Below are 14,989 nucleotides of genomic sequence, written 5' to 3'. Positions count from 1 at the left end.
CCATCATGTGGAACGCCATGATCTCGAGTCTGCTGGTGCTTGCCACTCTGGCCGTGCCAGCGGCGCTGGCCCAGCAGGTGCGCCTGCAGCGGGAGTTCAATGCGGACGGCGCCAAACGGTTGGTCCTCAACCTGCAGGTGGGGGCTGCCACCATGACCATGACCACGCACAAAGGTCCGCCCATGGTGCGGCTGGACATCAGCCATGCCAGTGGATCCGCGCCCAAGATCGACTACGCGGTGGTGGGCGGGGATGGCCGCTTGAACATCAGTTCCGGCCAAGGGGAAGGACAGGGTTTCTCCATCCTGGGAAGCCGCAAGGGCGGCACATTCAAGGACACCTGGACGATCAGCCTGTCGCGTGACCTGCCCTGCAACCTGGATGTTGAGTTCGGATTGGGCTCCGGCCAGGCGGATTTTGGAGGTTTGAACATCGAGGAGCTGAAGTTCGCAACGGGGTTGAGCGAGGTTGAACTGAACTTCTCGACGCCATGCCAGGGGGAGGCCCGCAACGTGGAGTTGGCCACGGGATTGGGTTCGATGGAGGTGCGTGGCCTGTCCAATTTGCGCATGAAGCGGTTCCAGTTCGCCGGCGGACTGGGATCAGCCGTGCTGGAATTCAGCGGACAATATCGCCAGAGTCTGGATGTCACCCTGGATGTGGGCATGGGAAGCCTGGATCTGCGCGTTCCCGAAAACATCGGTGTCAAGATCCGTCACGACGACAATTTCCTCTCCAGCCATGAGTTCGACCGGTTGGAGCGAACCAGCAGCGACACATGGTTCTCGTCCAATTGGCGCGAGGGGCCGGGCAATCTCTCCTTGCAGTTGTCAGTGGGCATGGGCAGCGTCGATCTGGAATGGATTCCGGTCAAGGGCCGCTGAGCTCTGTCGATGGCAGATCCTCGCTTGATCCCTCCGACTTCGCCTTGCCAAAGGGTCGACTGATTGACACGTTGTTTCCATGGCAAGAGTCTTCCTTGATCAGCTTTGGCGCTTGTCACTGGACATCGCTCCCCTCCTGCTTCTGGGCTTGATCGTGGCCGGTATCCTGCATGTGCTGGTCTCGGAGCGGGCCGTGCTGCGCCATCTGGGCCGGCCGGGCTGGTGGACTGTGGTCAAGGCCACACTGCTGGCGATTCCCCTTCCCTTGTGCAGTTGCAGCGTGGTGCCAGTGGTGGCCTCACTGCGGCGCAAGGGGGCCACCAATGGAGCCAGCGTCAGTTTTCTTATTGCGGCGCCCCAGATCGGCGCCGATTCCTTCCTTCTCACCCAAGGCCTGCTGGGGCCGCTCTTCGCCCTCTTTCGCATTGCCGCTTCGGCCGTCACGGCCCTGGTGGCCGGCGTGGCCCTGGATCGGACCGCCCAACCTTCCGGGCAAGCCGTTCCCCAGCTGCTTGAATCCCCTGGGATCGTCTGGCGGACGGCACCGCTGGCCTTCTGGCGTCATGTCCGCGAGTTGACAGGCAGCCTGGCCAACAACCTGCTGATCGGCCTCGCCGTCGCCGCCCTCATTCTCGTCCTGCTGCCGGAAGGCTGGTTGGACAGCTGGCAGGGCCGCAATCCCTTGCTCTCCATGTTTCCCATGCTGCTCATTGGCTTGCCGGTCTATATCTGCGCCACGGCGGCCACACCCATCGCCGCCGCCTTGGTGATGAAGGGATTGCATCCGGGGGCGGCCCTCGTCTTCCTGTTGGCTGGACCAGCCACCAACATGGTCACCCTCGTCCTGCTGCGCAGCACCCTGGGTTGGCGCTCATTGGCCGTGTACATCGCATCCATCGCCGGCGTCTCCTTGTTGGCGGGCTGGCTCCTTGGCGAATTCTGGACGGGATCGGCCCTGCCCGCCGCCCATAGCCATGCCCATGGGCACGAAATCAGCTGGTTGACCGGGGCGGGGTGGCTGGCCATGGTCCTGCTGTTGGCGTGGCACTACGTCGACAAGCTCGGCGCGACCTTCCGGCAAGGCGGGCCGGATGCGGCCCTGCCCAGCGCGGAAGATCTGAGTCTAAGCGTGGCAGGCATGACCTGCACCCATTGTGCCGGCCGGGTGGATCTGGCCCTGCGCGACACGGGGCTGGTGGCCGACCTGTCGGTGGACCTGGCTTCGGGCAGCGTCCGGGTTTGGCCGCGGATCGGCGTGGACCGCACCACGCTGCTTCCTCAGCTCAGATTGGCCGTGCGTGAAGCTGGATATGACGCGCCCGAAGATTGAGAGGAAGCGTCGCCAGCCATCGGTGGCGGGCAGTCGGTTCAGACGAAGGCGATGATAAGCGTCCAGGCCAGGACATGGGCGGCCAGCAACTGTCCGGCCGCCAGCACCATATGCCGCCCCGCCAGAACCCTCTCCTCGTCAAGCCACACCGCGCCCTGATCGTCCATCATGTCATGCTCCGGGCGGCGGATCCATGGCAACCAAGCATGCATGAGCACCTCCTGCCCGGGCAGTTGCAGCATCCGTGCCAGGAATTTCCATTCATCTATCGGATAGCCGAAGCAAGCAATGCGGAAATCGGATTCGTCAACCGAGGCATCTGGTGCAGTTCAGCGGGGTTGGTTGAAGTGAGCCATGCGGGCCTACCCCTCGATCGCTAAGTTGCCCCCATGTTCAACGCGGCAGCCACGCGACCCGGCATCCGATTTCAGCTGAAGGATTTCGAGGGTCCGCTCGATCTTCTCCTCTTTCTCATCAGCGAGAACGAGCTGGACATCTGGGACATCCCCATCGTCGCCATCACCCGGCAATACCAGGATTGGATGAACGACATCGGGGAGCTTGACCTCGAAGACGCTGGCGATTACATCCTGATGTCCGCCACTCTGCTTCACATCAAGGCGCGTCTGCTTTTGCCGCGGGAAGACGAAGAGGCGGACGAGGTGGAGGATCCGCGCCGGGAGTTGGCCCTGCGCCTGTTGGACTACCAGCGGCTGCGCGAACTCAGTCAGGGCCTGGGCCGGCTGGAGGAGAGGGGCGCATCCATCTGGCTGCGCGGATGGAGCGCCATGGATCTGGTGGAGCCTGGCCTGCGGGACGACAGCCTGCGCGCCGTGTCGCTCTACGACTTGGGCCGCTGTTATGCCGAACTGGTGGCCAGACCCGAGCGACCCCGGCACCACCATGTCGAGCTCTTTCCCCTCACGGTCGAGGACCAGATTCGCGCCATCCGCGAGCAGCTCACGCGACGGCAGGTGATGCCCCTTTCGGGTCTGGAAGGCGGGGAGCGGGACCGTCCCCGCCACATCATCAGCTTCCTGGCTGTCCTGGACATGATGCGCCAGCGCGAGGTGATCGCTCGACAGACGCGCACCAGCGGAGACCTCTGGCTCTTCCCGCCCCGGCGTCAGCACCAATGGTTGAAGGAATTACGGGATTTGGCCGAATGAGACAGCATCCCAGACTTGTGCCTGGACCTGAAGAGATCCAGCCCGGGCTTTTCGCGACGGAGGAGGCGACATCGTGGGAGGGGGGCGATCCCCACTTCGAGGAGACGCGGCCGGAGGACCTCCCGATGGATGGCCGGGATGTCCTGGAGGTGCTCGTTTTCGCTTCCGATGAAGTGCTGGAGACAGCCCGGCTGGCCAGGCTCCTGGAACGCAGCGAAGAAGAGCTGCAGGATCTCATCGCCGCCCTCAACCAGGACTATGCCGCCCAGGGCCGCTCCTTTCGCCTGGTTCATCTGGCCGGCGGCTGGCAACTGGCGGCCTGTCCCCGCTATGCCCCCATCCTGCGCCGACTCCTGAAGGAGCGGGTCCGGCCGCGATTGAGCCGGGCGGCCCTGGAAACCCTTGCCGTGGTGGCCTTCCGCCAGCCGGTGACCAAGGGTGACATCGAAGCCGTCCGCGGCGTGAAATCGGACGCCGTGCTGCGCACCCTGCTCGAGAGGAGCCTGGTGATGATCAGCGGACGAAGCGAGGGAGTCGGTCGCCCGCTGCTCTATCGCACCACGCGGGAATTCCTGGAGACCTTCGCCCTGGGGTCGCTGCAGGATCTGCCCCGACTGCGGGAGGTGCAGGACTGGCTCAAGGGCGCCCGGGATCGGGGGCCGGAGGACTTGCCGCCCGATCCCCTCGCTCCCCGGCAGCCACCTCTGGACGAGGGGTTGGACATCGCCCATAGCGGGATGGTTGGCCAGGATGGGCTGCCGGCATGAGGTTGAACCGCTTCATCTCCCAGGGGGGGCATTGCAGCCGGCGTCGGGCGGACGATCTGATCCGCACGGGCCAGGTGCGGGTGAACGGTCAGGTGGTCACGGAGCTGGGCAGCCAGGTTGATCCCGCCGTGGATGAGGTGCGGGCCGAGGGCCGGCTGGTCCAGTCCGCCGCCCGCCAAGTGGTCCTGCTCCTCAACAAGCCCAAGGGGGTTCTCTGCACCGCCAGCGATCCGCACGGCCGGCGGACCGTGTTGGATCTGGTGCAGCTTGACCTGCGCGTCGTGCCGGTGGGACGGCTGGACGGGGATTCCTCCGGCGCCCTGCTCCTGACCAATGATGGTGATCTGATGCATCGCCTGCTCCATCCCTCGGGCCATGTGCCCAAGGAGTACATCCTGTTGACGGACCGGGAATTGACGGCAGAGGAGCTGCAGCGCTTGACGGCCGGCGTGCGCCTGGACGGGCGCCGCACCAAACCGTGCGAACTGGAGCGGATCGGTCGGCCGGGCAGCCGGCCCCGCTACCGGATGGTTCTGACCGAGGGCCGCAATCGGCAGATCCGCCGCATGATGACGGATCAGGGTGTGACGGTGGAGCGCCTGCATCGCCGCAGCATCGCCGGCTTGACCGTGGAAGGGCTTGAGCCCGGTGAATGGCGCGTGCTGCTGCGCAAAGAGATCGATCAGCTGCGTCGCTTGTGTCGGCCGCTGGTCGACGGCGAGGAAAAAAGCCTCCCGCCCGGCTCCACTCCCGCCCCGGGTGTTGGCCAGGTCCGGAAGCGGGTTCCAGGATCGAGGCAGGCCGGATTCAAAACGACCAAGGCCAGGAAGCCAAGCCGGAACTCTCATCATGGCTGAGGGAGGGGCCGTCTTCCAGGTGGCCATCGACGGACCGGCGGCCTCCGGCAAGAGCAGCACGGCGCGGCTGGTCGCCGCCGGGCTGGGCATCCGCTACCTGGACACTGGCGCCATGTATCGCGCCCTCACGCTGGACATCCTCCGCCAGGGTGTCTCCCCCGAGGCCGAAGCGCTTGTGGTGAAGCGCTTGGAGACGCTGGATCTGCGCTTGCAGGAGGGCCGGATCTGGCTGGCCGGCGAGGACGTGGGGGAGGCGATCCGCGCCAACGAGGTGAGCGTACGCATGGGTCCCATCTGCGCCATGCCCACCGTACGCGCCTGGATGGTGGCCCTGCAGCGACGCCTGGGCAGCCTCGAAAGCACAGTGCTGGACGGCCGCGACATCGGCACGGTCGTCTTTCCCGCGGCCCGCTTCAAGTTCTTTCTCGTGGCCGACCTGGAGGAGAGGGCCCGCCGCCGGCAAAGAGAACTGGCCGCTGTCGGCCAACCGGTCGAGCTGGCGCTCCTGGCCGAAGAGCTGCGCCGGCGGGATGAAAGCGACGCCGCCCGCAGCACGGGTCCCTTGACCAAAGCCGCCGATGCCGTGGAGCTGGATACCACCCGGCTTGGGCTGCAAGAGCAGGCGGAACTCATCCTTGGCCTGATCCGCGCTGGCCTGGAGCGCGGCGGGGAACCGTCCTGAGATGCGGCCCAGCTATCGTCTGGCCGCCTTCCTGCTGCGGTCCCTCTTTCGACTGACCTATCGCTTGGACGTGGTCGGCCTGGAACAGGTGCCCCTCGATCGTCCGCTCATCCTGGCGGCCAACCACCAGTCCAACCTCGATCCTCCCCTCATCGGCGCCTTCTACCCGCGCGAGATCAGCTTCGTGGCCAAGAAGCAGCTCTTCGCCCGCGCCTGGATGGCCCGCCTGCTCCACCATTTCAACGCCATTCCCATCGATCGCGCCGGGGTGGACCGGCGGGCCATCCGCGCCATCCGCTCCCGCTTGGAGGAAGGACGCGACCTGATCGTGTTCCCGGAGGGCACGCGCAGCAAGGATGGACGCCTGGGACGCCCCCGCGCCGGACTGGGCATGATCGTGGGGGCGGCGGAAGCCGATGTCCTGCCTGTCCTGGTACTGGGCAGCCGCCTGCGGCCCGGCCTGCCCGGCTTCCGGCCCACCCTGCGTCTGCAGTTCGGAACCGTCATTGCGCGGGCCAGCCTTCCGCTGGAAGGAGCGGTCGCGGGTGGCGAGTCCCGCTCGCGCAGCGCCCGGGCCGAGGCGCTGACCGCCGCCGTCTTCGGCCGGATCGAGGCCATGCACGCCGCTGCGACCCGCTCCTGAGCGTTGCGGCGGCCCCTATGACGTGTTACTCTGGTGACAGGAACAAGGGAGTGATCCATGGCCTTGCCGCTGTCGCGCGAACAGGTTCTGCACGAGATAGAATCTCTTGGTTATCATCCGGATCGACTGGCCATCCGCGAACTGCGGCGCCTGGTTGAGCACCTGGAGGTCCTGGCCGGCGAGCCCTTCATCCGGATGGAGTTTGGCGTGCCGAATTTGCCTGTGCCCCAGGTGGCGGTCGATGCCGAGATTGAAGCGATCCGCACCCTGGAGGTGCAGCGCAGCTACCCGCCCTTCGACGGTATTCCAATCCTGAAAGAAGAATGCGTCCACTTCGTGCGCAATTTCGTGGGGATCGAGGTGCCGCCCGACGTGTGCATGCCCACCTGCGGCGCCATGCAGGGCGGTTTCGTCAGCCTAATCCTGGGAGCCCGCATGGTGAAGGGCCGGGACACCGTGCTCTTCCTTGATCCCGGCTTTCCCGTCAACAAGATGCAGGCCCGTTTCTTTGGCCTGAAGTCCGACTCCATTGACTTCTACGACCATCGCGGTGCTCGGCTCATCAAGGCCGTGGACGAGCGATTGGCCCGGGGCGACGTGGGGGCCGTCATCTGGTCCAGCCCCAACAATCCGGCCTGGATCTGCCTGACCCAAGAGGAACTGGACGGTTTGGCCCTATGTGGCGACCGCCATGATGTGCTCTTCATCGAAGATGCGGCCTATTTCGGAATGGACCTGCGCCAGGATGTGTTCCACCCGGGCGAGCCGCCTTACCAGCCCAGTGTGGCGCGTTGTGGACACACCTGGGTCCTGCTCTTGTCCGGATCCAAATTGTTCAGTTTTGCAGGGCAGCGAGTGGGCATGATGGTGGTCAGCCCCACCCTGGCCGCACGCCGCTTCGAGAACTTCCTGCCGTACTTCGGCACCGACCGTTTCCTGCACGCCTTTATCCATGGCGGGATCTACTGCAGCACGGCGGGTGTCACCCACAGCGGGCAGCATGCCCTGGCCGCCCTTCTGCGCATGGCCAACGAAGGGGACCGCTCCTTCCTGGACAACGTGCGGGAGTACGCCAGTCGCGCCGCCTGGCTCAAGGCCTGCTTCCTGCGCCACGGCTTCCGGCTGGTCTACGACAACGACCTGGGCCAGCCCATCGCCGACGGCTTCTACTTCACCATCTGCCGGCCTGGACTCAGCGGCACGGAGCTACAACTGGAGCTGCTCCGCCACGGGATCAGCATGATCACGCTCGAGATCACGGGGAGCAGCCGCCACGAGGGACTGCGCGCATGTGTCTCCTTCACGGGGCACGACCAGTTCGAGCGCGTGGAGGGCCGCCTCGAGGCCCTGGCCCGCGAGCAAGGCCGTTGACAGGAATCGAGGGCGGAAAGCCTTTTCCCGACGCTTCTTAGATCCTATCTTCACGGCTTGCCCAATCCGGCACGTCAGGCCGGGGGCACGTCCAGAAACCATCAAGCAGGCAACAAGGAATCAACATGTCCGACGACAAGCGCAAGGTCCCCGGGGGCTTCGGGGACGAGGCCATCTTCCAGGATGAGTTCAGCTATTCCACCGACGAGCGCCAGGAGCTGGAGCAACTCTACGACAAGACCTTCAGCAACAATGAGGAGAACTCCATCACAACCGGCACGGTGGTGAACATCACCGAGCGGGACGTGGCGGTGGACATCGGCTTCAAATCCGAGGGTTGGATTCCCATCGACGAGTTCGAGGATCCCACCAACCTCAAAATCGGCGACCAGGTGGACGTCTTCATCGAGAAATTCGAGGGCGTCAACGGCGCGTTGCAGCTTTCCAAGAAGCGCGCCGACGTGGAACGCACCTGGATGCGCCTGAAGGAGCTGGAGACCGAGGGCGCCGTGATCGAAGGCAAGGTTGTGCGTCGCATCAAGGGCGGCCTGGTGGTGGACTTGATGGGGATCGACGCCTTCCTGCCCGGCAGCCAGATCGACATCCATCCCGTGCGCGACTTCGACAGCCTGCTGGGCAAGAAGATGGACTTCCGTATTGTCAAGATCAACGACGTGCGCAAGAACATCGTGGTCAGCCGCAAGGTCCTCATCGAGGAGGATATGCGGGAGATCCGCGACAAGGTCCTGACCGAGCTGGAGGTGGGCCAGATCCGCGAAGGCGTGGTCAAGAACATCACCAATTTCGGCGTGTTCGTGGACCTGGGCGGTGTGGACGGCCTGCTGCACATCACCGACCTCAGCTGGGGCCGGGTCAATCATCCTTCCGACGTGGTCAAGCTGGACCAGAAGATCACGGTCAAGGTGCTCAACTTCGATCGCGAGCGGAACCGCATCAGCATCGGCCTCAAACAGCTGCTTGAGCATCCGTGGAACGACGTGGAGGCCCGCTTCCCCATCGAGACCCGCGTCAACGGCAAGGTGGTGAGCCTGACCCGCTACGGCGCTTTCGTCGAGCTGGCTCCCGGCGTGGAGGGCCTCATCCACATCAGCGAGATGAGCTGGACCCAGCACGTCAAGCATCCCAGCCAAATCCTGTCCGTGGGGCAGGAGGTGGAGGTGATGGTGCTTGAGGTGCGCAAGGACGAGCGCAAGATCAGCCTCGGTCTGAAGCAGACCGAAGCCAACCCCTGGGAAGCCCTGGCCGAGAAGTACGCCGTGGGCAGCGTCCATGAGGGCGTCATCCGCGACTTGGTGCCCTTCGGCGTCTTCGTCGAGCTGGAGCCGGGGATCGAGGGACTGGTCCACATCAGCGACCTTTCCTGGACCCGCAAGCTGCGCCATCCGGGCGAGATGGTGAAGAAAGACGACGCCCTGCGCGTGCAGGTGCTTTCCTTCGATCGTGACGAGCGGCGCATCGCCCTGGGAGTCAAGCAGCTCGAGGAGAATCCCTGGGAGAGCTTCGAGGGGCAGTACGACGTGGGCTCCGAGGTGGAGTGCGAGGTGGCCAAGGTCATCGACAAGGGAGTGGTCGTCACGCTGCCCTTCGGCCTCGAGGGCTTTGTGCCCAACAGCAAGCTGCGTCCCATGGAAGTGGACGGCAGCAAGGTGGCTCTGAAAGAGGGCGACACCACGGTCTTCAAGGTGATCGAGTACGACCGCGACAACAAGAAGGTCATCCTGGCCACGCCCCGCCAGTTGAGCGAGGAGGCCAAGACGGTGGCCGAGTACAAGAAGACCACCCGGCCCGCCGGAGGCGGTGCCATTGCCGATGCTTTCCGCGAGGCAGGCTTCGGCGGGGACGACCGGGACTCCTGATCCCGTTCCATCGGTTGACACGATCCGTGGGCGGTCCGCGCTGATTCAGTGCGGACCGCCTTCGCCTGAGGCCGGAACGCATGGCGGAAGAGCGGCGCATCGCGGCAGCCACGCTGGGCTGCAAACTGAACCAGTACGAGACCGAGGCCGTGGTCGGCCAATTCCGTCGTTTGGGCTGGGTGCGCGTGCCCTTCGAGACGGAGGCGGATCTCGTCCTGATCGACACCTGCACCGTGACGGACCGGGCCGACCAGAAGGCCCGCCACCTGGTCCGCCAGGTCATCCGACGGAATCCGGAGGCCATCGTCGTGGTGATGGGCTGCTACGGCCAGTCCGCCGCGCGGGAGTTGGCGCGCATACCAGGCGTGGACTACGTGGTGGGCACGCGCGGCAAGCTGGAGCTGCCGCAACGTCTGGAGCCACTCGCCAAGCAGGATGAACCGATCCTGCTGGTGGCCAGGCCGGGTGGCCGGGAGGATCGCGAGCTGCTGTCCCTGGACGGCTTCGAGGGCCAGACCCGCGCCTGGTTGAAGATCCAGGACGGCTGCGACGTGTTCTGCAGCTTCTGCATCATTCCCTTCACCCGGGGCCGCAGCCGCAGCATGCTGCCCGACGCCGTGCTGCGACAGGCCCGCCGGTTGATCGAGACGGGCTTCCGCGAGCTGGTCGTCACCGGCGTCCACATCGGGGACTACGGCCGGGATCTGCAGCCCGCGCGCTCGTTGGCCTGGCTGTGCCAGGGCCTGTTGGAGCTGCCCGGCCTGATCCGCCTGCGCCTCTCATCCATCGAACCGTGGGACATCACCGACGACCTGCTGCGGGCCATGGCGGCCGATCCCCGCTTCTGCCCCCATTTGCACACCGCCCTGCAGTCTGGTTCCGACGCCATCTTGGCGGCCATGGGCCGTCGCATCGACCGGCGTGGCCTGCTCGACCTCTTCGGCCGCATCGAGCGCCTGCTGCCCGGCGCCGGCCTGGGCACCGACCTGATCGCCGGCTTCCCGGGGGAGGAGGACGCTCATCATCGCGAGACGATGGAGCTGCTGCGTCGCCTGCCCCTCAGCCGGCTCCACGTCTTTCCCTTCAGTCCCCGCTCCGGGACGGGAGCCGCCCGCCTGCCGGGCGCCGTCCCGCGGGACGTCAAACGCGCCCGTTGCCGCGAGTTGCTCGACCTGGGCCAAGACCTGCAACGTGCCGCCCACCAGGCCGCCCTGGGCCGCCGTTGCCAGGTGCTGGTGGAGGGTTCGACCCAGGGCGACTCCCTCTTCGGCTACACGGCGGACTACCTCCGGGTTGAGCTGCCCCTGGCGGGACTTCCCGCGGCCGCCCTGGCCGGCGGCTTGCACGAGGTGATCCTGCTGGAGGACCGGGGCGATTGGCTGCGGGGAAGGCTGGCGGCGGATGGCGCGCTTCTTGCTTAACTATGTTGATCGTGCCTCCCGGCACCAGAATGGCCGCCACAGCGGGCGTCTTTCCTGACACTTCGTATCGGAGAGTGAATCCATGATCCGTCTCCTCATGCTTCTTGCGGCCTTCCAGCTGGCCGCTGCCCAGATCCCCGAACTCGACCTGCCCCAGGCGGCCCCTGGGTTGCACGCGCAGGATCGCGACCGTCCCACGGTGGCCTGGCGTGAGTTTGGACGTGAGAGCGGATGGCATCCGGTGGATTGGGACCGTCACCATGCCTTTCCGCATCGCGTCTTCGGTCCGGCCCTGGAACTGCCCGGCGGCCCCATCCGGGACAAGGGTGACCTGGACCAGCGCCTGCGCGCCTTCCTGGCCGGGCACCCCGGTCTGCTGCATGGCGGCGACGCGGGGCTGGACCAGCTCCGGCCCTCCCATCTGGACCGGCACGGCGATGTCTGGCATGCCGCCTATCACCAGACCTGGCAGGGGCGTCGCGTGGCGGAGTCGGAACTTGTTTTCCGAGTCAGTCCGGAGGGGCGGCTGATGCTGGCGGGCAGCGATCTCCACCCCCGCCTCTCCTGTGCGCCGCCGCGGCTCAGCGGGGCGGAGGCGGCGCAGCGCGCCGGGGCCGCCTCCACCGGGCTGGCCGTCGTCACGGCCGAGGCGGAGCCGGACTGGGTGGTGTTGCCCCTGTTGGGCGCGGCCGCGTTCCACTTCCGCAGCGCCTGGCCCTGCCTCGTGGTGCTGGACGACCCCGAGCACATCTACCGCGTGTTCGTGGACGGGATCACCGGCGAGATCCTGTGGGCCTGGAACGAGGTGCGCCATGTCACGTTGCAGGGCCGGGTGCGCGGCCGGGTGGAGGAGCAGCAGCCCTCCGATCCTGAGCTGCCCTTGCCCATGCCTCATCTCAGGCTGGTGGCGAACGGGGTGGAGTTCCACACCGACAGCACGGGCCATTTCAGCGTGGACGTGACGGGGGGCGGACCCTGGGATCTGGAGGGCCAGTGCTTCGGGCACTTCGCCGACGTGCAGCGCATGGACGGCCCCGACGCCGCCTTCACACTGCAGATGACCGCCACGGAGCAGGATCTGCTCATCGAGCTGGACCAAGCCCAGATCGAAGAGCTGGACGCCTATCACCACACGACCCGTGTCCATGACTTCATCACCGGCATGGACCCCTCCTTCACCTGGCTCAACGAGCCATTGCCCGTGCGAGTCAACATCAACCAGACCTGCAACGCCTACTGGGACGGGTCCAGCATCAACTTCTTCCGGGAGGGCGGCGGCTGCCCCAACACGGCGCGGGTGGCCGGCGTGGTCTACCACGAGTATGGCCACGGCATCAACGACCGCCAGTACCGGCAGGCCGGCGCCCCCTGGGGCATGAGCAACGGCGCCATGCACGAGGGCCTGGCCGACGTCACCTCCATCTACCTGCAGGATGAGAGCTTCGTGGCACCGGGCTGGTTCATTCGCAACCTGGACAACACCAACCGCTACCCGGAGAACATCAGCGGCCAGGTCCATTCCGATGGGCTCATCATCGGCGGCACCATGTACGACCTGCGCCAATCCATGGGCCTGGACCTGGTGCGCCCCCTGCACCACTTCGCGCGCTGGGGCACACCGGACGATCCCAACCTGGGCCGGGCGGGCTTCGAGTACTTCCTGGAGATCCTGCTGGTCGATGATGACGACGGGGATCTGGGCAACCTCACGCCGAACTACGAGCTGATCAACCAAGCCTTCAATGCCCATGGGATCGGCAGCGTGCTGACCTGGCTGGGCACCACGTTCAGCCTGGACGAGCCGCCATTCATCCATCCGCCCATGACGGAACTGCCTTTACGGGCCGTCATCCAGGCCCCCGCCTTTGTCATTCCCCAGGCCGTGCTGGTCCACTACTGGACGGCCGACCAGCCGGCGCAGACGGTGACGCTGGATCTGCAGGATGATGGCGCGTGGACGGGTCTCCTGCCCGGTTTGCCATGGAATTCCGTCCTGCAGTATTACGCCGAGGTGCAGAACGATGCCGGCGTGGAGATCGTCAGCCCCCCCGGGGCGCCCGACCAGGTCTACCGCACGCGCTTCGTGTGGAACGCCGGCATCCGCCAGGGCTTTGAGTTGGAACCCGCGGCCGAGGCGATGAACGAGGTCTGGCAGTGGGGTACGCCCCAGGACGGCCCCGGTGGCGCTTTCGAGGGTGAACGCTGTTGGGGCACCAACCTCACCGGCAATTATCCGGACATGACCATTGCACGCCTGGTGACCGACGAGCAGGTGGTGGACGACCCGACCCAGGTGATTGTCAGCCTGCGCCACTGGATGGCCGTGGAGGAGGGCTGGGATGGTGTCAACGTCGAACTGTCGCGCAACAACGGCCCCTGGCAGCTGATCACGCCGCTGAGCGGCTACGACTTCACGACGCCGGACAACAACGCCCTGCCCCTGGTCGAGGCGCTGACCGGCAACACGAACGGGTGGGAGCGTCTCACCTTCGATCTTACCGTGCTGGTGGAGCCGGAAGACCACGTGCGCCTGCGACTAAATCTCCTGACCGACACGATGGTCTCGGATGCGGGCTGGTATGTGGACCAGCTCGAGTTTCTGGGCTTCCGCTCGCCGCCGGTCGTCTTGCACGAGGCCTTGCGGGACAGCGAGAACGGCGACCAGCAGGCCTTCACCGTCACCGCATCGGTGGACGAGGCCACCGTCATCGAGCGCTTCGACCTCATCTGGCGCGTGGAGGGTGGAGCCTCCCAGGTCCTGGCCATGCAGGCGGCGGAGGGTGGGTACCAGGCAGCCATTCCCGGTCCCTTCTGGGAACAGACCGTCGAGTACCGCCTGGAGGTGGAGGGCGAGAGCGGCTTTGTCGGATTCCTGCCGCAGGACCCTGCCTCCTGGTTCTCCTTCCACGTCGGTCCGGACCAGACGCCTCCCACGGTGGCCTTCCGCCGTCCGCCCCATGACGTGGCCGGCTGGTCGGCGCTCTGGCAGGTGGACGTGGAGGCGGTGGACAACCTGGACCAACCCCTGCAGGCGGTCTGGCTGGAGTGGCGCGAGGCCGCGGGGGACTGGCAGCATGTGGCGGACCTGGCTTGGTCGCCGCCCGCCCAATGGACGGCCGATCTGGACTTCCAGACCCTGCCCGGCGCAGGAGAACTGGAGTTCCGCGCCCTGGCCCGCGACGGCTCCGCCCAGCAATGGGAATCCGCCACCACGGCCCTGCCCGTGCAGATGGGCGTGCAGCAGCTGATTGATGATTTCGAGAATCCGCTCTTGCCCGGCTGGCAGCTCATGGGCAATTTCACTGCCCAGCAGAACCGTGTCCACAGTGGCTCCTGGGCCTTGGGCACGGGCGACACAGGTTTCTACGATCCCTTCGCCAGCGGCCGGGCCACTTGTCAGACGACCTTGGACCTTCGTCAAGTGACGGACCCCGCCCTTGTGCTGTGGGAGTCCTGGTTCCTCGAGACGGGCGACGACGAGGCCTGGATCGAAGTGTCGAGCGACGGCGTGATCTGGGAGCAGTTGGCCAGTCGCACGGGGGGACGCAGTTGGGCGGAGAGCCGCTTGTCCCTGGCGCCATGGGAGGGCGTGCCGACGCTGCGGCTGCGATTTGGCTTCCAGGCGGACGGCGACAACGACGGTTTCCACATCGGCTACTTCGCGGACAATCTGCGCCTGGTCAACCAATCAGGCCTGGCCGTCGCGCCTCCCACGGAAGCGCCCGCGGGCTTCTCCCTGGGAGCTCCCTGGCCCAATCCCTTCAATCCCATCTGCCGGGTTGACCTGGAGAACCGGTCGGCCCAGGCCCTGCGCCTGGCTCTGCACAACCTGCTGGGCCAGGAAGTGGCCATCCTGCACAACGGCCCCCTCGCGGCCGGGCGGCACGCCTTCATCATCGACGGACAAAGGCTGGCCAGTGGCCTCTACCTGCTCAGTGCCAGCCAGGAGGGCCGGCGGGAGACTCGTCGCGTCCTGCTTGTGAGGTGA

12 protein-coding genes are annotated in these 14,989 nt (G+C 66.0%); 11 read left to right on the top strand and 1 reads right to left on the bottom strand.

What is annotated here, in order from left to right; translation table 11 throughout:
* Nucleotides 1-5 precede the first annotated feature (5 nt).
* Nucleotides 6-884, top strand: a complete 879-nt coding sequence (locus tag Q8O14_05735) for a hypothetical protein (protein MDP2360236.1) — start codon at nucleotides 6-8, stop codon at nucleotides 882-884.
* 79 nt (nucleotides 885-963) lie between these two features.
* Nucleotides 964-2,214 (top strand): permease, encoded by a 1,251-nt coding sequence (locus tag Q8O14_05730; GenBank protein MDP2360235.1) that lies wholly within the window; start codon nucleotides 964-966, stop codon nucleotides 2,212-2,214.
* A gap of 38 nt (nucleotides 2,215-2,252) precedes the next feature.
* On the opposite strand, the gene Q8O14_05725 is transcribed toward Q8O14_05730, so the two are convergent.
* Nucleotides 2,253-2,426, bottom strand: a complete 174-nt coding sequence (locus Q8O14_05725) for a hypothetical protein (protein ID MDP2360234.1) — start codon at nucleotides 2,424-2,426, stop codon at nucleotides 2,253-2,255.
* Nucleotides 2,427-2,603: 177 nt separating this feature from the next.
* On the opposite strand from Q8O14_05725, the gene Q8O14_05720 reads away from it, so the two are divergent.
* From Q8O14_05720 to Q8O14_05680, 9 genes are all read left to right on the top strand, one after another.
* A complete protein-coding gene (locus Q8O14_05720; protein ID MDP2360233.1) occupies nucleotides 2,604-3,383 on the top strand; it encodes a segregation/condensation protein A in 780 nt (259 codons plus the stop codon).
* Nucleotides 3,380-4,150, top strand: a complete 771-nt coding sequence (scpB, locus tag Q8O14_05715) for an SMC-Scp complex subunit ScpB (GenBank protein ID MDP2360232.1) — start codon at nucleotides 3,380-3,382, stop codon at nucleotides 4,148-4,150. Before Q8O14_05720 ends, scpB begins: the two co-directional genes overlap by 4 nt.
* On the top strand, nucleotides 4,147-5,007 hold the full coding sequence (locus Q8O14_05710; GenBank protein MDP2360231.1) for a pseudouridine synthase: 861 nt from the start codon (nucleotides 4,147-4,149) through the stop codon (nucleotides 5,005-5,007). Before scpB ends, Q8O14_05710 begins: the two co-directional genes overlap by 4 nt.
* Nucleotides 5,000-5,689, top strand: coding sequence for a (d)CMP kinase (cmk, locus tag Q8O14_05705; protein ID MDP2360230.1), 690 nt, complete (start codon nucleotides 5,000-5,002; stop codon nucleotides 5,687-5,689). The genes Q8O14_05710 and cmk overlap by 8 nt, the downstream gene beginning before the upstream one ends.
* A 1-nt stretch (nucleotide 5,690) precedes the next feature.
* On the top strand, nucleotides 5,691-6,332 hold the full coding sequence (locus tag Q8O14_05700; protein MDP2360229.1) for a lysophospholipid acyltransferase family protein: 642 nt from the start codon (nucleotides 5,691-5,693) through the stop codon (nucleotides 6,330-6,332).
* Between the two features lie 57 nt (nucleotides 6,333-6,389).
* Nucleotides 6,390-7,703 (top strand): pyridoxal phosphate-dependent aminotransferase, encoded by a 1,314-nt coding sequence (locus Q8O14_05695; GenBank protein ID MDP2360228.1) that lies wholly within the window; start codon nucleotides 6,390-6,392, stop codon nucleotides 7,701-7,703.
* 125 nt (nucleotides 7,704-7,828) lie between these two features.
* The gene (gene rpsA, locus Q8O14_05690; GenBank protein ID MDP2360227.1) at nucleotides 7,829-9,580 is read left to right on the top strand and encodes a 30S ribosomal protein S1; all 1,752 of its coding nucleotides are present in this window, start codon (nucleotides 7,829-7,831) and stop codon (nucleotides 9,578-9,580) included.
* A gap of 80 nt (nucleotides 9,581-9,660) precedes the next feature.
* Nucleotides 9,661-11,001 carry a tRNA (N(6)-L-threonylcarbamoyladenosine(37)-C(2))-methylthiotransferase MtaB gene (gene mtaB, locus Q8O14_05685; GenBank protein MDP2360226.1) on the top strand — a complete coding sequence of 447 codons (1,341 nt, stop codon included), beginning with the start codon at nucleotides 9,661-9,663 and terminating at the stop codon, nucleotides 10,999-11,001.
* A gap of 82 nt (nucleotides 11,002-11,083) precedes the next feature.
* Nucleotides 11,084-14,989, top strand: coding sequence for a hypothetical protein (locus tag Q8O14_05680; protein ID MDP2360225.1), 3,906 nt, complete (start codon nucleotides 11,084-11,086; stop codon nucleotides 14,987-14,989).

Source organism: bacterium (genome assembly GCA_030685015.1).
GTDB lineage: Bacteria > CAIWAD01 > CAIWAD01 > CAIWAD01 > CAIWAD01 > CAIWAD01.
Note: the sequence above shows the minus strand (reverse complement) of the source record. Positions and strands in the feature narration are given on the sequence as shown.

Excerpts from the sequence above, each read along its gene's own strand:
- mtaB (MDP2360226.1), top strand. The coding sequence starts at position 9,661 with ATGGCGGAAGAGCGGCGCATCGCGGCAGCCACGCTGGGCTGCAAACTG.
- Q8O14_05730 (MDP2360235.1), top strand. The coding sequence starts at position 964 with ATGGCAAGAGTCTTCCTTGATCAGCTTTGGCGCTTGTCACTGGACATC.
- Q8O14_05710 (MDP2360231.1), top strand. The coding sequence starts at position 4,147 with ATGAGGTTGAACCGCTTCATCTCCCAGGGGGGGCATTGCAGCCGGCGT.
- Q8O14_05700 (MDP2360229.1), top strand. The coding sequence starts at position 5,691 with ATGCGGCCCAGCTATCGTCTGGCCGCCTTCCTGCTGCGGTCCCTCTTT.
- rpsA (MDP2360227.1), top strand. The coding sequence starts at position 7,829 with ATGTCCGACGACAAGCGCAAGGTCCCCGGGGGCTTCGGGGACGAGGCC.
- Q8O14_05720 (MDP2360233.1), top strand. The coding sequence starts at position 2,604 with ATGTTCAACGCGGCAGCCACGCGACCCGGCATCCGATTTCAGCTGAAG.
- cmk (MDP2360230.1), top strand. The coding sequence starts at position 5,000 with ATGGCTGAGGGAGGGGCCGTCTTCCAGGTGGCCATCGACGGACCGGCG.
- Q8O14_05695 (MDP2360228.1), top strand. The coding sequence starts at position 6,390 with ATGGCCTTGCCGCTGTCGCGCGAACAGGTTCTGCACGAGATAGAATCT.
- Q8O14_05680 (MDP2360225.1), top strand. The coding sequence starts at position 11,084 with ATGATCCGTCTCCTCATGCTTCTTGCGGCCTTCCAGCTGGCCGCTGCC.
- Q8O14_05725 (MDP2360234.1), bottom strand. The coding sequence starts at position 2,426 with ATGCATGCTTGGTTGCCATGGATCCGCCGCCCGGAGCATGACATGATG.
- Q8O14_05735 (MDP2360236.1), top strand. The coding sequence starts at position 6 with ATGTGGAACGCCATGATCTCGAGTCTGCTGGTGCTTGCCACTCTGGCC.
- scpB (MDP2360232.1), top strand. The coding sequence starts at position 3,380 with ATGAGACAGCATCCCAGACTTGTGCCTGGACCTGAAGAGATCCAGCCC.